The organism is Flavobacterium notoginsengisoli, from assembly GCF_014207905.1.
Lineage (GTDB): Bacteria > Bacteroidota > Bacteroidia > Flavobacteriales > Flavobacteriaceae > Flavobacterium > Flavobacterium notoginsengisoli_A.
The window spans coordinates 33,299-54,283 of record NZ_JACHLB010000006.1; the positions used below are offsets into that span (position 1 = coordinate 33,299).

The window sequence follows — 20,985 nt, forward strand, 5'->3', positions numbered from 1 at the left end:
AATTCGTGGCAACTTTAATTTATAATTAAAATCAAAGCAAGAATTCTATACAGAATCCAAGTGTAAGATAAGTAAAAAGGAAGTTTTAAAATTTTCACTCGTCTAAAATGTTCCAAAAACATGATGAAAACGGTAACTCCAAACCAACCCAAAACAATCATTTCCGGAAGTTGAATAAAATTACTTAAAATCAATATTGGACTTAAAATTAAACTTCCCATCAAAGAAACGGTCATTATATTTCCTACGTAATTCAGAATAGTTTGTTTGTCAAGTTTTAAAAGAAATAAACTCTGAAAAACAATTTGTCCAAAAGCTAAAATGATTTCTCTTATAATATTGCTTTTTGGCAAATTCGGAATCAAATTAGAATAACCAAACAAGATGAAAGTTGTGATCGTTAATGCAAATCCAATAAACAGAAATCGGTATTTATAATTGAAATCAGGCGTGCATTGCAATTTGTTTGCTTCTTTTACATTTCCTGGAATAATGACTTTTCGGTTATAAGAAACAAAAGAATACATTTTTTTCAGAATGAAATGAATTGGTTTTATGGTTGCAATTTTTTCAATTAATGGAAAAGAAAAACCAACAACTTTTATCAAACTGTCAATTCCATATGTAACAGTTTTAGTTTTATTATTGACTAAAGCAATTTCGTTTGGAGCGCGTTTTAAATCCACAAAATTTTGCTCTTCTGCAGATAATTTGCAATAAGATTTTCTTCCGTTTTCATCAAGCATTCCGCTTTTTACAAATCCATTTGTGTACAAATTGCAAAGCGGACAGTCTTCATCATAAAGCAAGGTTTGGTTTTCTAATGTTTTCATGACTTTTGGTTTTAAAGATGAATAATTCTAAGTGTAAATCGTTGGTAAAATTGTTCCTAACACATAGAAACATAGCTTTCAGAAGGTTTAAAAAGGCGTTTCACTAATTTCAATTCACATAGTCTAGCTATGTGTGGAAACTAGTTTCTTCTATTCTCTTTTTTTGAGATAGAAATCTATGTTTCTATGTGTTGAAATATTTTAATTTCATCTAATGAGTTAAGCATATAATTTTTGTTTAGCTGGAACTGATTGAAGTTTTCTTTTATTCTTAACTGTAATTTTTGACCCTTTTGCTAAGAAAACAGAAATCGGTTTTTGAGTTTGAAGAAATGTAAAATCGCTTCCATAATTTTTTTCGAAATCAATATCAACTCGATGATTTAAAACTTTCATTTGTTCCCATCTCGGATGCGTTACTTCATATTCAAAAGTCGTTTTTTCATCGATTTTGGTGTATCCGAAATAATGTTCTGTGATAAATTCAGCTTCAGAATCAATTTCGATTTGGCTTAAATCTTTTTTGGTTTCAATTTCAATTGTATTCCATTCTTTATCATTTTTCCATTGATAAATGAAAGTATTAGTATTTTCATTTTCATGAATTTCATGTCTCATTTTCTGAGTTTCGTAATGTTCCTGATACAAAGTGTTGGCAATAAAAGTGATGGCTTTTTTAGGAACAATTTCTTTAATGAAAACCACTCCGCGTTTCCATTCGCCGTTTTCAAAACGCTTTACATAAAAACGCAGATTCACTTCTTCAAAGTCAACATGAAACGGAACTTTTAATCCTAAAACTTTAGTGTTTTGAAACATAAACCCAACCAAGCTGACATAACATTTGTTGTTCCAAATATCAATTTCGGTTCCTGCTGGAAGATATTTTTCTAATATTTTAGCATCAACTTCGTAATTGAAAAGTGCTAAGTTTTTCCATTCTGCTTTTAAGAAGTTCATTGGTGTGCTTTTTTATAGGTTATTGTAGAAAAGAAAATTGCAAGTATAATTGGAATTACAAATAAGATAAAGTATAGAATCTGATAATTTAAGATAAAGCCATTAATAAACCAGAGGACAAAAAAGAAGCAAACTCCTGTTATGTAGTATTGGAGGTTTTTATCCTTAGGTTCGTCAATTAGCATTTTTATACCGAAAATCACTTGAAATAGCCCAGTTAATATTAAAAACAGAAATCCGCTTCCAGTAATATTTCCACTGCTCTCATTACTCAATAATCCGAATAGAATTAATATAAATGGCGTTCCAACAAAAAAGTAATTAAGATAATTTATTGCTTTCATAGTTATTGATTGTTTTAAACTTTCAGAAAAAATTGAAAGTTTGATTTAAATTTTTTTAGTTTGAAAATTTACTTCATCATTTTCATGAACAATTTTCCAAGCCAATTATCATTAAATTCAGTCATTTTGTCCAGCATATTATCGGCTTTTAAAACGAAATCATACAATTTAGAAGTTTGATCAACGAAGTGTTTTTCTTCTGCCGAATTATTGGCTTCAATTGTAGAAACTTCTTTTAAAATCTTAAGAGTCGGTTTAATTTCTCTCTTGCTTCTTTCTCTGGAAATTTTAACTGCTAATTCGTCTAAATCTTTTTCTGCCGTGAAAAATTCTTTTCTTTCTCCAGCTTTAAATTCTTTATAAACAATTCCCCAATCCATTAAACCTCTCAGGTTCATACTTGCATTTCCGCGGGAAATCTGTAATTCTTCCATAATATCTTCCATAGAAATAGGTTCGTTTGAGACCATTAATAAAGCGTGGATCTGTGCCATTGTTTTATTAATTCCCCACTGAGAACCTAATGCTCCCCATGTTTGAACGAATTTATTTTTTGCTTCTTTGAATTCCATGAGTCAAATGTAAGTAAAAGTTTTTAAACTTTCAAAAATAATTGAAACTTATTTAACAAATTATAAAGTTATGTTAATTCAAACCTTCAAATTTTCGATTAAATAATGATACAGCTATTTTTGTAAAAATCACATTTTATGGAATTATACTACACATTTTCGGTGCTAATTGTTCTAGCATCTTTCTTCGCCTATTTAAATTTAAGATTTTTAAAACTTCCGGGAACCATCGGAATTATGATTATTGCGATGTTGGTTTCAGTTGGAATTCGTCTTTTAGGAGATTCTTATTTTCCTGCAACAACTAAACATTTTTTTGATTTAATAAAACAATTCGATTTCAACGAAATCCTAATGGGAGCAATGTTGAACTTTCTTTTATTTGCTGGAGCATTGCACGTAAATATGGCCGATTTGAAAGAGCAAAAAGTGCCTATTATGATTTATTCTACGGTAAGTGTTGTTTTATCAGCCTTGATAATTTCGATGCTTCTTTTTTATATAGCGCCACTTTTAGGAATAAAAATACCTTATATATTTTGTTTAGTTTTTGGAACTCTAATTTCTCCAACTGACCCAATTGTGGTTTTAGGAGTTTTAAAAGAAGCGAAAGTTCCAAAAAGAATAGAAACTAAAATTGTCGGTGAGTCATTGTTTAATGATGGAGTAGCAGTAGTAATGTTTGCTGTTGTTCTAAAAATGGCAACCGATCCAACATTTGATGCGACTTTTAGCTCGATTTCTTTGCTGTTTATAGAAGAAGGAATCGGCGGACTTTTATTAGGAGCGGTTTTCGGATTTACGGCGTCTAAGGTTATGAAGAAAATTGACGATTATAAAGTTTCGGTTTTAATCACACTTTCGATTGTAACAGGAGGATTTTTGGTCGCTCAGGCACTACACGTTTCTAGTCCGCTTGCAATGGTTGTTGCCGGATTGATTATTGGAAATTATGGTAAAAAAGTTGCGATGAGCGAAGTGACCAAAGATTATTTAGGTAAATTCTGGGAACTTATCGATGAAATCTTAAACGCTGTTTTATTCCTTTTTATTGGTTTCGAATTGTTATTACTTCCTGATTTGAACAAACAATTATTGACAGGTTTGGTAGCGATTTTTATAGTACTTTTTTCAAGATTAACTTCAATAGTTTTACCATGGAAATTCTTCGATATCTTTAAGTTTTTCGGAATCAGATCGGCTTACAACAAAGGTTCATTAATGGTTTTAGTTTGGGGTGGAATTCGCGGTGGAGTTTCTATCGCATTAGTACTTTCTATGCCGGAAAGCGAATACAAAAACCTTTTATTGGAAGTAACTTATATTGTAGTTTTATTTTCTATTGTTGTTCAAGGCTTGACCGTTGGGAAATTAGCTAATAGAGTTTTGGAGAAGGAGTAGAGAGGGAAAAGAGACAAGAGGCAAGAGTAAAGATTTTGTTTTTGTAGACTTCAAATTATTAAATTAAAATGGGCTAACTCGCTTTTTGAGACAGCCCATTTTTATTGGAATGCTCCAGCGGAGCAGAATCTTTATAGCAAATCCAATTTTCGACTATCAATAAAGCTCCAGCGGAGCGAAATGTTTTTCAATAATTTTTATCGTTTATCTTCTTTAGAAAAGTTGGATTCTCCATTTATATCAATTTGAGTTCCTAAAAAACGAGGTTCGCGATTTCTTAGTACATCAAAAAAAGCTTTAAAGACAGAAATATATTCTCTGAAACAAACATAATTATATCCTAAATATTCTCCATTATTAGCTGAATATCCAGAAGATTTAATTCCGAGTTTTTGACCAATATAAATGGCTCGATTTAAATGATATTTTTGAGAAATTAAAGTAGCTCTTTTGATATTGAAAATATGTTTGGCGCGATACATTGTGGAATAAGTATCAAATCCAGCATAGTCAATAAAAATTTTGGTAGTGTCTACGCCGTGATTGAAACAATAATTTTTCATTACAGTTAACTCGTCATATTCTTCACGGCCGTTGTCTCCAGAAAGCAGAATTTTATTAATGCGTTTTGCTTTCCAGAGCATAATTCCCGCATCCAAACGATCTTTCAAATATTTGCTTGGCTGATTTCCATTAATGCCTGCGCCGAAAATAATTCCGACATCATTCTTTGGAAACTTTTTAATCGAATAATAAATCTTAGTTTTAGTCGAAGATTTTACATAATAATTTACAGCAATAATTGAAATTAGTCCAATAATTGCCAAATAAAGTGCTATTTTAAAATATTTTTTCACGGCTTGTATTTGTAAGATTAAGATTCAAAAACACGAAGATAACTAAAGTAAAATCAAATAAAAAACCGAAGCGTTTTTGCTTCGGTTTAATCTAAAATTTATTAGCGACAAAGATTAAAAATCTAAAATCTAAATTCAGAAATCTAAAATTATAAAAGACCTGCTCTTTTCAATAAAGCCTCAGGTTTTGGTTCTTGACCTCTAAAGCGTTTGTATAAAATCATAGGATGTTCTGTTCCTCCTTTTGAAAGTACATTATCTTTGAATTTCTTTGCAATTTCTTCATTGAAGATTCCATTTTCATGGAAATATTCAAAAGCATCTGCATCTAGAACTTCTGCCCATTTGTAGCTGTAATATCCAGAAGAATATCCACCTTGGAAAATATGAGAAAACGCCGTGCTCATTGCATTTTCTTTTACATCAGGATACAATTGCGTGCTTGCAAATTGCTCTGTTTCGAAAGTTTTCAAATCTGTAATAGCAGTTGGATCTTGTCCGTGCCAAGCCATATCTAAAAGTCCGAAACTTAATTGACGTAAAGTTGCCAAACCTTCTTGGAAACTTGCACTTTCTTTAATTTTCTGAACATACTCAATCGGAATGATTTCTCCCGTTTCGTAATGATTCGCAAACAAAGCCAGAGCTTCCGGTTCGTAACACCAGTTTTCCATAATCTGACTTGGTAATTCTACGAAATCCCAGTAAACAGAAGTTCCAGATAAACTTGGATAAACTGTATTAGCAAGCATTCCGTGTAATCCGTGACCGAATTCGTGGAATAAAGTAGTCACTTCATTAAAAGTCAATAATGAAGGTTTTGTTTCGGTTGGTTTTGTAAAATTACAAACGTTCGAAATATGTGGTCTTTCGTTTACGCCGTCTTTTACATATTGCGATTTGAATGAAGTCATCCAGGCACCGTTTCTTTTTCCTTTTCTTGGGAAGAAATCAGCATAGAAAATAGAAACTAAATTACCATCAGCATCTTTTACTTCATAAGTCGTAACTTCTTCGTGATATTTATCGATATCAAAAACTTCCGTAAAAGTTAAACCGTATAATTTTTTGGCAACGGTAAAAGCGCCGTCTAACACTTTTTCTAATTGAAAATATGGTTTCAGCTTTTCATCATCTAAATTAAAAAGCTGTTGTTTTAATTTTTCAGAATAATAAGCGCCGTCCCATTTTTCCAGTTTTTCGATTCCGTCCAATTCTTTTGCAAAAGCAGTTAATTCAGCAAACTCTTTTTGCGCCGCTGGTTTTGCTTTTGCTAATAAATCATTTAAGAAAGAGAAAACTTTCTCCGGACTTTCGGCCATTCTTTCTTCCAAAACAAAATGAGCATGTGTTTTATAGCCTAATAAATTCGCTCTTTCATGACGAAGTTTGGCAATTTTAAGAACGTTTTCTTCATTGTTGAATTCGTTTTTCTGGAAACCTTTTGCACCAAAAGCAATTGCCATTTTTTTACGCAATTCGCGATTATCAGCATAAGTCAAAAACGGAACATAACTCGGATAATCTAAAGTGAAAATCCAGCCTTCTTTTTCCTGATTTTTGGCTAATAATCTTGCCGCTTCGATTGTGCCTTCCGGTAAACCTGATAAATCTTTCTCATCGGTTAAATGCAATTCGAAATTGTTGGTTTCGGCCAAAACATTTTCGCCAAACTGCAAACTCAATTTCGATAATTCTTTGTCGATTTCTCTTAATTGGTTTTTCTTTTCTTCTGGCAGATTGGCTCCGTTTCTTGAAAAACTTTTGTATTTTTTATCTAATAAAGTCGATTGTTCCGGGTTGAGGTTCAAACTTTCTTTTTGATCATAAACTGCTTTTACTTTAGCAAATAAATTCGCATTCAAACGAATGTCATTTCCAAATTCTGAAAGCCAAGGCGAAACTTCCTGAGCAATTTTTTGCATTTCGTCATTCGTTTCAGCTGAATTCAAATTGAAGAAAACACTAGAAAGACGATCCAAAATATCGCCCGAATAATCCATTGCAACAATTGTGTTTTCAAAAGTTGGTGCTTCCGAATTATTTACAATCGCATCAATTTCAGCTTTCGCCAAAGCAATTCCTTCCTGAAAAGCAGGAACGTAATCTTCGATTTTGATTTGCGAAAAAGGCGCTGTGTTATGTTTGGTGTTGAAATATTGTGTTAATACGCTCATATTATTTATGCTGTTTAAAAATATAAAATTAGAAAATCATAACTTAAATTTCTTCGTATCCTGAAAAGTATTCCAAAATCGAAGCAATTCTAAATTAGTGTTTTCGATACGGTAATAAAGTGAAATGTGTTTGGTAATGACAATTTTGTAAACATTTTTATAATTTGTTTTAAGAAATAAAACATTGTCATTTTTTAAAAGTGTAATTGTGGTATTTACTTTTTCAATGAAATTTTGAGCAATTTTCTCAGACCATTCAGCTTCCAAATAATCGATGTTGTTCCAAAAGTCTTGTCTAGCTTGTGGAGACCAAATTACAGTCATTATTTAAAGTATTTTGAATAACGATTTTTGGTTTCTTCCATAACAACATCATGAGAAATTCCTTCGTTATTATCTAAAGAATAAATAGCCTCATTTATTTTGCTTTTTTGTTCTTCTGAAAGACTTTCTTTAGATTGAATGAACTCGACAATTTCCTGAATCAAATCGGGATTTTCAATGTCTAAAACTATTTTAGCGAGCTCTATTTTAGAAGTTTGAATGTTCATTTTGCTTTTTTCTCAAAGTTAAGTTTTTCTTTTAGAAATTTTTATAAGGATTAGTTAATTCTTGGAGAGGCTTATTTCGCAAAGATTCGCAAAGAAAAAAACACAGAGATACACAAAATTTTGTGTTCCTCTGTGCTTGCTGTGACTGAAAACTGTGACTGATGACTATTTAAGACCTTCAGCCGCTTTATTAACTGCCGCTTTCAATTCTTCTTTATAAGAAATAATAGTATCTAAAACTTTTTTGTCATGGCTTCCGATGATTTGCGCTGCTAAGATTCCGGCATTTTTTGCTCCGTTTAAAGCTACAGTTGCAACAGGGACCCCACCCGGCATTTGTAAAATTGATAATACAGAATCCCATCCATCAATAGAATTGCTTGATTTTACCGGAACTCCAATTACTGGTAACGGAGACATTGAAGCCACCATTCCCGGTAAATGTGCCGCACCGCCCGCACCGGCAATAATTACCGAAATACCGCGATTATGTGCATTTTTGCTGAAGTCGAATAATTTCTCCGGCGTTCTGTGTGCCGAAACGATATCTACTTCAACTTCTACATTAAATTGTTTTAATATGTCGATTGCATCCTGCATAACTGGCATGTCTGAGATGCTTCCCATTATAATAGCTACTTTGCTCATTTTGTTTTTTTTTGTTTCAGGTTTAAAGTTTCAAGTTTTGTTGTAACTGAAAACTGTTTGTATTTTTTTGGTTTATGATCTTAGTTTTAGCAGAATTGTGTAAATCATAAATAAAGAGAAAATTATTAATGCTAAAGTAAATACAACAAGAATTATAAAAAGAAAAAAACTTTTTATCCTTTCGCCTTTATATTCGTATTTATCTGTAAATCTTTCAAAATAAATTTTAAACAAGTTTGATTTGCTGTCCCAATTCAAAAGACCTATTAATATTTCTAGAAATTCCATTAACTGATAAATTCGTTTAGTTTCTGCAAGTTTATTGACTGATCACGGTAAAATTACTGGCCACTGATAACTCTAATAGTGTTCTTCACTTCCTGTGCAATTCGTCTCGCTTCAGCCATATCTTCATTTACAATCGTCACGTGACCCATTTTTCTGAAAGGGCGAGTCTGTTTTTTACCGTAAATATGTGGCGTAACGCCGTTCCAACCTAAAATGGTTTCGATGTTTTCGTAAACAACATTTCCAGAATGACCTTCGGCACCAACTAAATTGACCATAATTCCGGCAACTTTGCTGTCTGTGTTTCCTAAAGGAAGATCTAAGATAGCGCGCAAATGATTTTCGAATTGTGAAGTATAACTTGCTTCGATAGAATAATGTCCAGAATTGTGCGGACGTGGAGCAACTTCATTAACTAAAATTTCGTCATCCTGAGTCTGGAACATTTCAACTGCTAAAAGTCCAACGTGATTGAAGTTTTCTGAAACCTGCAAAGCAATTGCTCTGGCTTTTTCGGCTACTTTATCGTCGATTCTTGCTGGGCAGATTACGTATTCAACTTGGTTGGCTTCTGGATGAAATTCCATTTCGACAACCGGATAGGTTTTCATTTCTCCTGAAGGATTTCTAACTACAATTACAGCCAATTCGTTTTTGAACGGAACCATAGTTTCTGCAATGCATTCTACATTTGGCAAAGTATCTAAATCGGATGCCTGACGAACTATTTTTACGCCGTTTCCGTCATAACCAAATTCGGTGCATTTCCAAACGAAAGGCATCTCGACTCCGCTAGATGTGACAGCAGTTTTTAATTTATCTAAATTTTCAAATCTTTCGAAAGGTGCAGTTGGGATATTATTTTTAGCGTAAAATTCTTTTTGAACGCCTTTATTCTGAATTCCTTTTAAAGTTTTTGGAGAAGGATATATTTTTAAACCTTCGTTTTCCAATTGCGTTAAAGCTTCAAGATTTACCAATTCGATTTCGAAAGTCAAAACGTCGACTTGTTTTCCGAAATTATAAACCGTTTCATAGTCCATTAAATCGCCTTGAAAGAATTTGTTGCAGGCAATTTTACTTGGTGCTTCCTCGCTTGGATCTAGTACGTAAGTTTGTATGTCAAATTTTCTGGTATCAAACAAAAGCATTTTACCTAATTGTCCGCCACCTAATATTCCTAATTTAAAATCAGAAGAAAAATAATTCATTTTGTGTTGTGTTTTTGCAAAGATACTTTTTAATCTTTTTTCAGCCAAAATTTCGTTGAGCACAAGTTTTTTCCGTCACGAATTCACGAATTATTTTTTTATACAGAAAGAGAAAGAAAAAAATCGTGAATTTGTGGCTAACAAAAAAACTATTTTATTTTCTTCAAAACTTCTTTGGCGACGGCTTTGTACGCGGGCGAGTGGTCTCCGAAATCTTTATCGATTATCACTTTGAGTTCAGGATGAATCCAGTCGTAATAATTTCCTAGAATATATAAGGTTCTGATGGAATAGGCTTTTGTGGCGACTTTGATATCATTAATCAGCCAGTCGAAAGAAGCTTCGATGCAGTCTTGAAGATTTTTTTCAGAAAGTTGAATTCCGTTTTCGTTTTTCTTATAATGTGATTTTACCAAAAGCTGAACGACTTTTGCAACTGGACGCAACGAACTTTCGTCTTTTAAAATTTTTAGATTCGAACAGAAAAAATCAAGATGAGGTTGGAGCCAGTGTAATTCTTCGTAAGAAACAAATTCTAAAATCCAGCAAGCTTTATGATTGTTTTTATCTTCGGGCGAAAAGCAAATCGAAACCAACTCACTAAAAAGTGAAGGATTTTCTAGAACATCCTGTGCAGCTTTGAGACGATTTTCTCTATAAGCATTTACGTAATCCAGTTTTTTTTGTAATTCAGACAGCATCTTCTTCCAAGTATTTAATTACTTGGCTAAAATACGTAATTTAATGAGATAATTCCGTAAAAGTTTACAGGTAGTCCAGGATAATAAAATCTAGGTTGCGCATTTCCAACGGCTGTTGCGTTTGTCAAAATCATTGAAGCGTATTTTTCGTTCATGACATTATTAATTCCTGCATCAAGATGAGCTTTTAAACCTGAAAGAATTTCAAATTGATAACCTGTTTTTAAATTCAGAAGCGAATAAGAATCGGAATAATCGGCATTGGAATCGTTCATCGGAATTTTATCTGTAAACTGGAAATCGGCAGTAAAATAAAATCCTGAATTTGTGTTTAAAGTAAAACCAGCGCTTGCGGTATTGGCAGGAACTCCGGTGAGTTTATTTCCAGAGAAATCATTTCCGTTATCAACAAATTCTTTGAATTCATAATTTCCGATGGAAGTTCCAACATAAGAGTTTAAAGTAAAAACACGATTGATTGGCCAATTGTGATTTAGAGAAATTTCAATTCCTTCATGAAAAGTTTTTCCGGCATTTACACCTTCGTATTGATCGTCTCCGATTCTTTTGGCAACCAATAAATCTTTAATTTCCATTCGGTAAATGGCAATTTCGGTGTAGAGTTTTTTATTGAAAAAATGCAGTTTTCCGCCCAATTCGAAATTATAGCCTGTTTCGGGTTTAATGTTGCGATTTATATTTCCTGTTGAGGTTAAAGTTTCTTCGGTTGCTGGAAGAGAAAATCCGCGGCTTACTGAAAAGTAAAATGTCCGAACTTCATTTGGCTTATAGAGAAAAGAAAGCTGAGGCGAAAAAATTCCATCATAACTATAATGTTCCGTTGGATTATTCGCGGAAGCGGGAAAATCATTCTGCAAATCAAATTTTGTTTTGTTATAATTCAAACCCGCCTGAATTTCAAAATGTTCCGAAAGTAAAGTCCTGATTTGAGAAAAAATATTGTAAAAATCTCTTTTTTGATCGGTTGCTGTAAGTTGATCGCCTTGCAAACTTCCATTTCCATTATTTTGCTGATATAAGTTTTGAAATGTATTTCCGCTATAATTATCTCTGAAATATTCCAGACCGGCAATAAATTGATTTTTGATTTTTCCGATTTTAAAATCTCCCGAAAACTGCGTTCTAGCGCCAGAAGCAAAAGTATATTGACGTAAAATATCAAAAGGTCTTGGTTCGTTGCTGTCTTTATAATTGATAAAAATGGAAGTTGAATTTTTTAAATTTTCATTAATTGAAAAATCATAAGCCAATCCTGCCAAAGTCGATTTATATTCTTTAAAACCTTGTGAAGCAACCCAAGTTGGTGCGCCTGCCTGCGGATTATTCTCAAAAGTGCTTTTATTAATCGAACTCGGAATGTATGCTTTCAAATAAGTGTAATTGGAAAAGTACGTCAACTTGCTGTTTTTCTTTCTGAATAATTCTCCGCCAAGCGTAATTCCTTCGCGATTGTAAGCGCTGTTTTCGCGCCAACCGTCGGTTTTTAAATTGTGATAACTCAGATTTAAAGAAGCACTTTTTTTATTCAAATTAAAACCAACTCTGTTTTTCAATAAACCAAAAGAGCCAAAAACAGAACTGATTTGGGTTTGATAATTTCCTTTATTAAATGTTTGAGGCGAAATCAAAATTGCTCCACCTAAACCCGCACCGTAAATACTCGAAAGCGGACCTTTTATTACTTCAATTTGATTAATGTTTTGAAGATCAATATCGTCAATAACCGTTTCGCTGTTTCCAGATGTCAGTGGAATATTTCCATAAAAAGCCCTGATTTTATTTGTTCCGTAGGGTGTTCTTGCACCAATTCCACGAATCGAAATTCGGGTTGTTGTGATATTCGAAGATTGCATAAAAACGCCCGGAATCGTATTGATAACATTGCTAATATCTGTAGCGTTATTTCGAAGCAATTCTTTTTCAGATAAAACGCCAATAGAAGCAGGGCTATTCTGTAAATCCCGATTAATATGAAGTGGACTAATTAAAACCTCGTTTAGTTTTTGAGTTTTGGTAGAATCAATATTTTGGATTTTCTTTTCTTGTGCCAAACTATTTTTAGAAATAAAAAGAACAGAAAGAAGGAAATACTTTTTTAAAATCATAAAAGGGCGATGTTATTTGTGATCAATGTTTATATATCCAAGCCAAAATCTGTTTGTTTTGTCTTTAGGATAATCTCTCTTACAAATTTCAGATCCTATTTTACTTAATTTTTTATCTGCTTGATTTTCAATTTTAATAGTGTAAATAGAGTCGTTTTTGTATTTACCAACTTTATCCATTAATTCTCTAGGACATTCTTGTATAATAAATACAACTTCACCTTTTATATGACTTTTTTCTTGTAATTCAAATTTTAATAAACCATATGATTTTTGGGAACTACAATATGCAGGAGTTTTACTTGTATTGTAATCTATTAATTTCGCTTTATAAATTTGAGCAAAAAACAGATTAGGAATTAGAATTATTATCGCAATATAAAGCGTTCTTTTCATATTAAGTTTTGATTGTAGTTTTATTTTAACACATAGAAACATAGTCATTGATTGAGGCAAAAAAGGCGTTTCGAGTTTTCAAGTAACTTCTTTTTAAACAAAAATCTATGTCTCTATGTGTTTAAAAATCTTTTTACAGATTGGAATTTGGAATTTCAAAAATTGGAATTTTATTTAGTTGTTACCTTCCAAATCGTATTTCCGCTATCATCATTTACCAAAAGCGATCCATCATTCATAACAGTAACCGCAACCGGACGTCCGTAAACTTCCGCTTTATCATTATCAGAAATAAAACCAGTTAAAAAATCTTCTGGCTTTCCTGAAGGTTTTCCATCTTTAAAAGGAACAAACAATACTTTGTAACCCGAAATTACAGATCGGTTCCAGGAACCATGCTGACCTACAAAAGCGCCATTTCTGTATTTTGCAGGAAAAGCATCTTTAGTGTAAAAAGCCAATCCTAAAGAAGCAGTGTGCGCACCAACCGGAACATCGGGAACAATAGCTCTTTTTATCAAATCTTTTGGTTCGCCTTTGTCTTTCCATCTTGGATCAGGAATACTTCCAAAATACGAATAAGGCCATCCATAAAAACCGCCTCTTTTTACACTCGTAATATAATCTGGAACCAAATCATCGCCAAGTTCATCTCTTTCATTTACCGCTGTCCAAAGTTCTTTTTTGTTGGCTGGATTCCAATCCATTCCCATTGGGTTTCTAAGGCCTTCCGCATAAATTTTTTCGCTGGTTCCATCAGGATTAATTTCTAAAATTGCCGCACGGCGAATTTCTTTATCCATTCCGTTTTCTCCAACATTACTTCCTGAACCAACACCAATATAAATTTTTGTTCCTTCAGGATTTGCAAGCAAACTTCTTGTCCAGTGATTGTTGTATCCGCCAGCAGGAAGTTCGACAATTTTAGTTCCCTGAGTTTCTAATTTTAAAGGAGCATTTTTATATGGATAACGGTAAAGTCCATCAGTATTTGCAATGTAAAAAAAGTCTTTAAGAATTAGCATTCCCAAAGGTCTGTTTAAACCAGAAATAAAAACTTCGCGAGTTTCATATTTTCCGTCTTTATCCTTGTCGCGCAAAACTATAATTTGGTTTTTGCTTGTTCTGGTTCCGCTTTCAACAACAAAAATATCATTGTTCGGACCGATATAACTCCAACGTGGATTGCTAAATCCGTCGGCAAATTTTGTAACTGTAAAACCTTCCGGTGCTTTTGGTGTTTTGCCTTCCGGCCAGCCTATAACTTTACTGTTCTTTGTTTTTGATTCAGTTGCGTAGGGAGGAGGAAGTGTAATGTCTCCGATAGCCGTTTTTACAACATTTCCCGGCTGTTTGGCAAGTGCTTCTTTTTCTTCTTTTTTTACTTGTCCGTTGCAGGAAGTCATTAAAGCTAATAACGGAATTGAAAACAGGATTAACGATTTTTTCATTGGTTTTTTGGAGTTAAATAATTATATCATAACAATTTACTCAAATTTAAAATAGCCTAAAAGACTGCTTTGTAAATATTAACTGATATTTAACATTCGTGAAAAAATAATATAGATACAGTCCATTTTGATGTAAGCTGTTAAGTTCTAATTCTGTATCTTTGTCCATTATTTTAAAAAGAAAAATAATGATACAACTTCACGATAAACAATTTGTTCCGTTTATTTCGGCTAAAGAAATTGATTTTGCTTTAACCAAATTAGTGGCTCAGGTAGAAGACGATTTTGGAGATCATACACCAATTTTTATTGGAGTTTTGAATGGTGCTTTTATGGTCGTGTCAGATTTTCTGAAAAAATATAAAAAGCCATGCGAGGTTTCATTTATCAAAATGGCATCGTATGAAGGAACTGAAACAACAAATTCGGTTAAAGAATTAATCGGAATCAATCAGGATTTGTCTGGAAGAACCGTAATTATCATTGAAGATATTATCGATACCGGAAACACAATCGAAGAATTGAAGCATTTGTTTAAAGCACAAAATGTAAAGCATTTTAAAATTGCAACATTGTTCTTTAAACCAGAAGCATATAAAAAAGACATTAAAATAGATTATATCGGAATTCGTATTCCGAACAAATTTATTGTCGGTTATGGTTTAGACTACGATGGTTTAGGGCGAAACCTAACTGAGATTTACAAATTAGCAGAATAACAAAACACAACTATATATTCATTTTAAAACTTCTGAAAGACAGAAGTAACAACACTCATTTCAATTATGATTAACATCGTTTTATTTGGAAAGCCTGGTGCAGGAAAAGGAACTCAGGCAGAATTTTTAAAAGAAAAATACAATTTAACACACCTTTCAACAGGAGATATTTTTCGTTTCAATTTAAAAAATGATACTGAACTAGGAAAAAAAGCAAGAGTTTTTATGGACAATGGAGAATTAGTTCCTTGCGAAGTAACAACTGCAATGTTAATTGATGAGGTAAAAAAACACCCTGATACAGCAGGATTTTTGTTCGACGGTTACCCAAGAACAATCAATCAGGCAGAAGCTTTAGATAAATTTTTGCCAACAATTGGTTCTAGCGTAACAGCAACAATCGCTTTAGAAGCTGATGACGAAATTTTAGTAGCACGTCTATTAGAAAGAGGAAAAACAAGCGGAAGAGCAGATGATCAGGACGAAGAAAAAATTCGTGTGAGATATCAGGAATACAATGAAAAAACAGCTCCGTTAATCGATTACTATAAAGCACAGAATAAATTTCACGCTGTAAACGGTATCGGAGAAATAAAAGATATTACAGAGCGCTTAACGTCAGTTATAGATAATTTGTAGAAGCTTTTTCCAGCTGTACGTTACTAGTCCTCGCTAAAAAAACTATTTTTCCAAACCATAAAACGAGCTTCTTTCAGTCGCTGTTTTCTGGCAGGAAAAATTAGTTTTTTTAGCTCCGGGCTATTCACTTCCATCTGGGCTATTTAGATTACGATTACAAATTACAATAACGAGACTATTTTATAACGAATCCCCTATCAATTGGAAATACTAATAATATTTTTTCTAATTCTACTAAACGGAGTTTTCTCCATGTCTGAAATCGCTTTGATTTCGGCCCGTAAAAACAGGCTTGAAACCGCTGCGAAAAAAGGAAATAAAAGTGCTAAAACAGCACTCGATCTAGCCAATTCCCCAAACAAGTTTTTATCTACAGTTCAAATCGGAATTACCTTAATCGGTATTTTGACAGGTATTTATTCTGGAGATAAAATTACTGCAGATGTTGAGGTTTTTGTAGCAGGTTTTGCAGTATTAAAACCTTACGCACATTCCATCGCAGTTGGAATTGTGGTTGTAGTTTTAACTTTCTTCTCATTGGTTTTAGGAGAATTACTTCCAAAACGAATCGGATTAAATTATCCGGAAGCAATTGCTAAAATGGTAGCAATGCCAATGAAAGTCATTTCGATTATCACGGCGCCTTTTATTTGGCTGTTAACTTCTTCAACAGATTTCTTGTTGAATGTTTTTCAGATCAAACCAACCGCTGACGGAAAAGTAACCGAAGAAGAAATTAAAGCCATCATTAAAGAAGGAACCGAAGTTGGTGAAGTTCAGGAAATTGAACAAGATATTGTGGAACGTGTTTTCCATATTGGAGATAGAAAAGTAAGTTCGTTAATGACACACCGTAAATCGGTTGACATGTTGCCTTTAAAAGCAGATAAAGCTAAAATTAAAGAATTGGTTGTTCAGGATTTACACGCCGTTTATCCGGTTTACAATGATAACTATGATGATATAGTTGGAGTTGCAACTCTAAAAAATATATTTGCGAATATTGAAAACGATAATTTCGATTTTTCGTCGATTATAACTGATGCGCCTTATTTAATGGAGCAGACTACGGCTTATAAAGCTTTGGAAAACTTCAAGAAAACAGGAATTCATTACGCTTTAGTTTCAGATGAATATGGCGTTTTTCAAGGTATGATTACGTTGAATGATATTCTAGAAGCTTTAGTTGGAGATGCATCAGAATTTTACAAAGATGAATTTCAGCTTATAGAAAGAGAAGACGGTTCATGGCTGGTTGACGGACATTATTCGTTACACGATTTCTTAACGTATTTCGAGTTAGACGAATTAACAAACGATTACGAAGTAAACACCGTAAGCGGAATGATTATGACGGAGCTTTCTCATATTCCAAAAGAAGGAGAAAAGTTAGTTTGGCAGAAATTTGTCCTTGAAGTGATCGACATGGACGGCGTTAAGATTGATAAAGTGCTTGTAAGAGCATTGAAAGAATAAAAAATAAAGTTTACAGTCACAGTTTACAGTCGCAGTTTGCGCTGGAAATTTTGACTAAAATTGAATAAAAATAAATTATAGTTTTCAGTTAAAGTTTTCGGTCACATTGCATACTGAAAACTGCGACTGCGACTGAATACTTAGAAAAATGACAGAAGGAAATTTTGTAGATTACGTTAAGATATATGTTTCTTCCGGAAAAGGAGGAAAAGGATCTACGCATTTACATAGAGAGAAATTTATTGAAAAAGGTGGTCCCGACGGAGGAGATGGAGGTCGAGGCGGACATGTGTATTTAGTTGGGAATAAAGGACTCTGGACATTATTTCACTTAAAGTTTGCACGTCACGTTAAAGCTGGACACGGTGGAGACGGAGGTTCTGACAGAAGTACAGGAGCAGACGGAGAAGATAAAATTATTGAAGTGCCACTAGGAACTGTTGTAAAAGACAAAGAAACGGGTGAAACACTTTTTGAAATTACTGAAGACGGAGAAAAAAAGATTCTTGCAAAAGGAGGTAAGGGAGGTTTAGGAAACTGGCATTTTAGAAGTTCAACAAATCAAACACCTCGTTATGCACAGCCAGGATTGCTTGGTGTAGAAATGGACGTAATTTTAGAATTGAAAGTTCTAGCAGATGTTGGTTTAGTTGGTTTCCCAAATGCGGGAAAATCTACTTTATTGTCTGTTTTAACTTCAGCAAAACCAAAAATTGCCGATTATCCTTTTACCACTTTAAAACCAAATTTAGGAATCGTAGCGTACAGAGATTTTCAATCTTTTGTAATTGCTGATATTCCTGGAATTATTGAAGGCGCTGCAGAAGGAAAAGGTTTGGGGCATTATTTCTTACGTCATATTGAGCGTAATTCAACATTATTATTCTTAGTTCCTGCTGATGCGACAGATATTAGAGCAGAATATGATATTTTGGTTAACGAATTAACCAAATACAATCCAGAAATGTTGGACAAAGAACGTTTGGTTGTAATCTCAAAATGCGATATGCTGGATGACGAACTAAAAGCAGAATTGAAAGCAGAATTAGATGTGACTTTCAAAGATGTTCCCTATATGTTTATTTCGTCTGTTGCACAACAAGGTTTGACCGATTTGAAAGACAGACTTTGGAAAATGCTTAACGAGTAAATTAGATTTTTATACAATTTTAAAAAAGGTATTCTGTTTTTCAGAATACCTTTTTTGTTTCTCATAAATAATGACATTAAGAACGCGGATGAAACGGATTTACTTCGTAAAGTCGCGGATAAACACGGATTTTAAAAAAATCAGTTCAAATCCGCGTTTTCGCGATAGCGAATCTGTTTAATCCGCGTCCTGCTTTTGTGTTAAATTCTTAATAAAAGACTAAAAAATCGAAAACATGTGCAATTTTGAATTTGTTTTGAGTGAGATAATTGTCAAAATGAGCTATATTCGCATCACTTAAACAAAATAACATGAAAAAAGTAATTTTATTCTTGACCATGTGCCTTATGGCTTTCCCTATGAGAGCCGATGAAGGAATGTGGTTTTTGATGTTTATCGAAAGATTGAACCATAGAGATATGGAAAAAATGGGCTTGCAATTGACAGCCGAAGAAATTTACAGTATCAATAATCATAGTTTAAAAGATGCGATTGTACAATTCAATGGTGGATGTACAGCAGAAATCGTTTCGAATACTGGATTGGTATTGACAAATCACCACTGTGGTTATAGCGCAATTGCTGAACTTTCGTCAGCAGAACAAAACTATTTAAAAGATGGTTTCTGGGCTAAAGATCGTAGTCAGGAAATGAAGCCAAAATCTTTGTTTGTTCGTTTCTTCGTTCGTATGGATGATGTTTCTAAAAGAATTTTATCTAAAGTAAACGATCAAATGACCGAAACGGAAAGAAACAAAGTAATTCAACAGGAAATCGCTTTGATTGAAAAAGAAAATAGTGAAAACGGAAAATATACGGTTTCTGTTCGTCCTTTCTTTCAAGGAAATGAATATTACTATTTTGTTTACCAAGATTACACAGACGTTCGTTTAGTGGGAACACCGCCAGAAAGCGTTGGTAAATTTGGTGGAGATACGGACAACTGGGAATGGCCTCGTCAAACTGGAGATTTCTCCATGTTTAGAGTTTATGCAGATAAAGATGGAAATCCTGCGGCTTACTCAAAAGACAATGTGCCTTTGAAACCAAAGCATTATTTACCAGTTAGTTTAAAAGGTGTAAAAGAAAATGATTTTGCTATGATCTTAGGGTATCCAGGAAGAACAAACCGTTGGATGCCAGCTGGAGGAATCGAGCAAAACATTAAATATGCTTACCCTGCTTGGGTTGAAGGTGCAAAAACCGGAATGGACGTAATGAAAAAGTATATGGATAAAGATGCAACTGTTCGTTTACAGTACGCTTCTAAATATGCTTCGACTGCAAATTACTGGAAAAACCGTCAAGGTATGATCGATGCTTTAACAAAAGCGGGAACGGTTGATACTAAAGCAGCACAAGAAGATAAATTTTATGAGTGGGCAAGTAAACCTGCTAATAAAGAAAAATACGAGAATGTAATTCCAACAATCAACGATTATTACAGAGAAACAAACTTAAAAGCGCGTCACGATAACTATTTGATTCAGCTTTTACGTACTTCTAGTTACGCAAGCGGACCTGCTAGTTTAGGAAATGCTTTGATTGCATACTATAAAGAAAATGATGCTAAGAAAGCAGAAATGCTTCCTAAGATTAATGCAATGGTTGAATCAATCTACGGTGAGTTTTATGCGCCGTTAGAAAAAGATGTTTTAACTGCACAATTAAATTTATACGCTTCTAAAGCTGCTGAGTACGGACTTGCTCCAGAAATTGCAAAAATGAAAACAGCCAACAATGGCGATTTTACTGCTGATGTAGCAAAAGCGACAGAACAAAGTTACTTTACTTCTAAAGAAAAAGTATTAGGATTTTTAGCAGATCCAAAACCATTGGCAATTGTACACGATCCTTTGTATATTATATCTAATGATTTGATGACAAAATACCGTGCAAAAACAGATGATCAGGCAAAAGCTGATGATGGTTTTGCAACGGCTTTCCGTAAATTGGTTGAAGGTTTAAGAGAATCTAAATTGAACGCAATTAAATATCCAGATGCAAACTCTACTTTGAGATTGACTTACGGAAAAGTTCGTGCTTTACCAGCAGATCCTCGTAACGATGCTAAAATCAATAACTATACGACAATGGAAAGTATGGTTAAAAAATACAAAGCAGGAGATCAAGAATTTGACTTACCAGCTCGCCTTTTAGAATTAAACAAGAAAAAAGATTTCGGTCAATATGCTGACAAAGCAGGATATATGCCAGTAAACTTCTTGACAGATAACGATATTACAGGAGGAAATTCAGGTTCGCCAGTTCTTAACGGAAAAGGAGAATTAATCGGAATTGCTTTTGACGGAAACATCGAAGCTATGGCTGGTGACGTTATTTTTGATTCTAATTTACAAAGAACAATCAACGTTGATATTCGTTACGTTCTTTGGATTATTGACAAATACGCAGGAGCGAAAAACATTATCAACGAATTGACGATTGCTAAATAATCTTATTTTAAATTCCAATTTATAAATCC

General features: G+C 33.4%; 20 protein-coding genes. 6 read left to right on the forward strand and 14 right to left on the reverse strand.

Annotated elements, in window-relative coordinates:
• Positions 1-14 precede the first annotated feature (14 nt).
• The 4 genes from HNP35_RS17415 to HNP35_RS17430 form a co-directional block, all read right to left on the reverse strand.
• Positions 15-833, reverse strand: coding sequence for a hypothetical protein (locus HNP35_RS17415; RefSeq protein ID WP_184165689.1), 819 nt, complete (start codon positions 831-833; stop codon positions 15-17).
• A gap of 219 nt (positions 834-1,052) precedes the next feature.
• Positions 1,053-1,793, reverse strand: coding sequence for a YqjF family protein (locus HNP35_RS17420; RefSeq protein ID WP_184165686.1), 741 nt, complete (start codon positions 1,791-1,793; stop codon positions 1,053-1,055).
• Entirely contained in the window at positions 1,790-2,137 is a 348-nt protein-coding gene (locus tag HNP35_RS17425) for a hypothetical protein (RefSeq protein WP_184165683.1), read from the reverse strand. Before HNP35_RS17425 ends, HNP35_RS17420 begins: the two co-directional genes overlap by 4 nt.
• 68 nt (positions 2,138-2,205) lie before the next feature.
• Positions 2,206-2,709, reverse strand: a complete 504-nt coding sequence (locus HNP35_RS17430; RefSeq protein ID WP_184165680.1) for a GbsR/MarR family transcriptional regulator — start codon at positions 2,707-2,709, stop codon at positions 2,206-2,208.
• A gap of 138 nt (positions 2,710-2,847) precedes the next feature.
• On the opposite strand from HNP35_RS17430, the gene HNP35_RS17435 reads away from it, so the two are divergent.
• Complete coding sequence (locus HNP35_RS17435) at positions 2,848-4,110, forward strand: cation:proton antiporter (RefSeq protein WP_184165677.1); 1,263 nt, start codon at positions 2,848-2,850, stop codon at positions 4,108-4,110.
• A 197-nt stretch (positions 4,111-4,307) separates the two neighbouring features.
• Here the strand turns inward: HNP35_RS17435 and HNP35_RS17440 are convergent, their stop codons facing one another.
• From HNP35_RS17440 to HNP35_RS17485, 10 genes are all read right to left on the reverse strand, one after another.
• Complete coding sequence (locus HNP35_RS17440) at positions 4,308-4,967, reverse strand: SanA/YdcF family protein (protein WP_184165674.1); 660 nt, start codon at positions 4,965-4,967, stop codon at positions 4,308-4,310.
• A gap of 149 nt (positions 4,968-5,116) precedes the next feature.
• Entirely contained in the window at positions 5,117-7,144 is a 2,028-nt protein-coding gene (locus HNP35_RS17445) for a M3 family metallopeptidase (RefSeq protein ID WP_184165671.1), read from the reverse strand.
• Between the two features lie 36 nt (positions 7,145-7,180).
• Positions 7,181-7,468, reverse strand: coding sequence for a type II toxin-antitoxin system RelE/ParE family toxin (locus tag HNP35_RS17450; RefSeq protein ID WP_184165668.1), 288 nt, complete (start codon positions 7,466-7,468; stop codon positions 7,181-7,183).
• Positions 7,468-7,695, reverse strand: a complete 228-nt coding sequence (locus tag HNP35_RS17455; protein WP_184165664.1) for a hypothetical protein — start codon at positions 7,693-7,695, stop codon at positions 7,468-7,470. The genes HNP35_RS17450 and HNP35_RS17455 overlap by 1 nt, the downstream gene beginning before the upstream one ends.
• 165 nt (positions 7,696-7,860) lie before the next feature.
• Positions 7,861-8,343, reverse strand: coding sequence for a 5-(carboxyamino)imidazole ribonucleotide mutase (gene purE / locus HNP35_RS17460; protein WP_184165660.1), 483 nt, complete (start codon positions 8,341-8,343; stop codon positions 7,861-7,863).
• Positions 8,344-8,684: 341 nt separating this feature from the next.
• Positions 8,685-9,842 carry a 5-(carboxyamino)imidazole ribonucleotide synthase gene (locus HNP35_RS17465; protein ID WP_184165657.1) on the reverse strand — a complete coding sequence of 386 codons (1,158 nt, stop codon included), beginning with the start codon at positions 9,840-9,842 and terminating at the stop codon, positions 8,685-8,687.
• 149 nt (positions 9,843-9,991) lie between these two features.
• Positions 9,992-10,543, reverse strand: a complete 552-nt coding sequence (locus HNP35_RS17470) for a hypothetical protein (RefSeq protein WP_184165654.1) — start codon at positions 10,541-10,543, stop codon at positions 9,992-9,994.
• A gap of 26 nt (positions 10,544-10,569) precedes the next feature.
• Positions 10,570-12,669: a TonB-dependent receptor gene (locus HNP35_RS17475; RefSeq protein WP_184165651.1), complete on the reverse strand. Its 2,100-nt coding sequence runs from the start codon at positions 12,667-12,669 to the stop codon at positions 10,570-10,572.
• 12 nt (positions 12,670-12,681) lie between these two features.
• On the reverse strand, positions 12,682-13,065 hold the full coding sequence (locus HNP35_RS17480; protein ID WP_184165648.1) for a hypothetical protein: 384 nt from the start codon (positions 13,063-13,065) through the stop codon (positions 12,682-12,684).
• A 170-nt stretch (positions 13,066-13,235) separates the two neighbouring features.
• Positions 13,236-14,516 carry a PQQ-dependent sugar dehydrogenase gene (locus HNP35_RS17485; RefSeq protein ID WP_184165645.1) on the reverse strand — a complete coding sequence of 427 codons (1,281 nt, stop codon included), beginning with the start codon at positions 14,514-14,516 and terminating at the stop codon, positions 13,236-13,238.
• Between the two features lie 188 nt (positions 14,517-14,704).
• Here HNP35_RS17485 and hpt point away from each other — a divergent pair, with 188 nt between their 5' ends.
• The 5 genes from hpt to HNP35_RS17510 all read left to right on the forward strand — a co-directional run bounded on the left by hpt (position 14,705) and on the right by HNP35_RS17510 (position 20,956).
• Entirely contained in the window at positions 14,705-15,235 is a 531-nt protein-coding gene (hpt, locus tag HNP35_RS17490) for a hypoxanthine phosphoribosyltransferase (protein ID WP_184710824.1), read from the forward strand.
• A gap of 66 nt (positions 15,236-15,301) precedes the next feature.
• Positions 15,302-15,874 carry an adenylate kinase gene (locus HNP35_RS17495; RefSeq protein ID WP_109190676.1) on the forward strand — a complete coding sequence of 191 codons (573 nt, stop codon included), beginning with the start codon at positions 15,302-15,304 and terminating at the stop codon, positions 15,872-15,874.
• A 201-nt stretch (positions 15,875-16,075) separates the two neighbouring features.
• Positions 16,076-17,350 carry a hemolysin family protein gene (locus tag HNP35_RS17500; RefSeq protein WP_184165642.1) on the forward strand — a complete coding sequence of 425 codons (1,275 nt, stop codon included), beginning with the start codon at positions 16,076-16,078 and terminating at the stop codon, positions 17,348-17,350.
• Positions 17,351-17,498: 148 nt separating this feature from the next.
• The gene (gene obgE / locus HNP35_RS17505; protein ID WP_184165639.1) at positions 17,499-18,500 is read left to right on the forward strand and encodes a GTPase ObgE; all 1,002 of its coding nucleotides are present in this window, start codon (positions 17,499-17,501) and stop codon (positions 18,498-18,500) included.
• A 311-nt stretch (positions 18,501-18,811) separates the two neighbouring features.
• Positions 18,812-20,956, forward strand: coding sequence for a S46 family peptidase (locus tag HNP35_RS17510; protein ID WP_184165636.1), 2,145 nt, complete (start codon positions 18,812-18,814; stop codon positions 20,954-20,956).
• Positions 20,957-20,985 lie beyond the last annotated feature (29 nt).

What these genes read in the sequence shown, in the direction of transcription:
- HNP35_RS17415 (WP_184165689.1), bottom strand. Translation starts at nt 833, where the DNA reads ATGAAAACATTAGAAAACCAAACCTTGCTTTATGATGAAGACTGTCCG.
- HNP35_RS17420 (WP_184165686.1), bottom strand. Translation starts at nt 1,793, where the DNA reads ATGAACTTCTTAAAAGCAGAATGGAAAAACTTAGCACTTTTCAATTAC.
- HNP35_RS17425 (WP_184165683.1), bottom strand. Translation starts at nt 2,137, where the DNA reads ATGAAAGCAATAAATTATCTTAATTACTTTTTTGTTGGAACGCCATTT.
- HNP35_RS17430 (WP_184165680.1), bottom strand. Translation starts at nt 2,709, where the DNA reads ATGGAATTCAAAGAAGCAAAAAATAAATTCGTTCAAACATGGGGAGCA.
- HNP35_RS17435 (WP_184165677.1), top strand. Translation starts at nt 2,848, where the DNA reads ATGGAATTATACTACACATTTTCGGTGCTAATTGTTCTAGCATCTTTC.
- HNP35_RS17445 (WP_184165671.1), bottom strand. Translation starts at nt 7,144, where the DNA reads ATGAGCGTATTAACACAATATTTCAACACCAAACATAACACAGCGCCT.
- HNP35_RS17450 (WP_184165668.1), bottom strand. Translation starts at nt 7,468, where the DNA reads ATGACTGTAATTTGGTCTCCACAAGCTAGACAAGACTTTTGGAACAAC.
- HNP35_RS17455 (WP_184165664.1), bottom strand. Translation starts at nt 7,695, where the DNA reads ATGAACATTCAAACTTCTAAAATAGAGCTCGCTAAAATAGTTTTAGAC.
- purE (WP_184165660.1), bottom strand. Translation starts at nt 8,343, where the DNA reads ATGAGCAAAGTAGCTATTATAATGGGAAGCATCTCAGACATGCCAGTT.
- HNP35_RS17465 (WP_184165657.1), bottom strand. Translation starts at nt 9,842, where the DNA reads ATGAATTATTTTTCTTCTGATTTTAAATTAGGAATATTAGGTGGCGGA.
- HNP35_RS17470 (WP_184165654.1), bottom strand. Translation starts at nt 10,543, where the DNA reads ATGCTGTCTGAATTACAAAAAAAACTGGATTACGTAAATGCTTATAGA.
- HNP35_RS17475 (WP_184165651.1), bottom strand. Translation starts at nt 12,669, where the DNA reads ATGATTTTAAAAAAGTATTTCCTTCTTTCTGTTCTTTTTATTTCTAAA.
- HNP35_RS17480 (WP_184165648.1), bottom strand. Translation starts at nt 13,065, where the DNA reads ATGAAAAGAACGCTTTATATTGCGATAATAATTCTAATTCCTAATCTG.
- HNP35_RS17485 (WP_184165645.1), bottom strand. Translation starts at nt 14,516, where the DNA reads ATGAAAAAATCGTTAATCCTGTTTTCAATTCCGTTATTAGCTTTAATG.
- hpt (WP_184710824.1), top strand. Translation starts at nt 14,705, where the DNA reads ATGATACAACTTCACGATAAACAATTTGTTCCGTTTATTTCGGCTAAA.
- HNP35_RS17495 (WP_109190676.1), top strand. Translation starts at nt 15,302, where the DNA reads ATGATTAACATCGTTTTATTTGGAAAGCCTGGTGCAGGAAAAGGAACT.
- obgE (WP_184165639.1), top strand. Translation starts at nt 17,499, where the DNA reads ATGACAGAAGGAAATTTTGTAGATTACGTTAAGATATATGTTTCTTCC.
- HNP35_RS17510 (WP_184165636.1), top strand. Translation starts at nt 18,812, where the DNA reads ATGAAAAAAGTAATTTTATTCTTGACCATGTGCCTTATGGCTTTCCCT.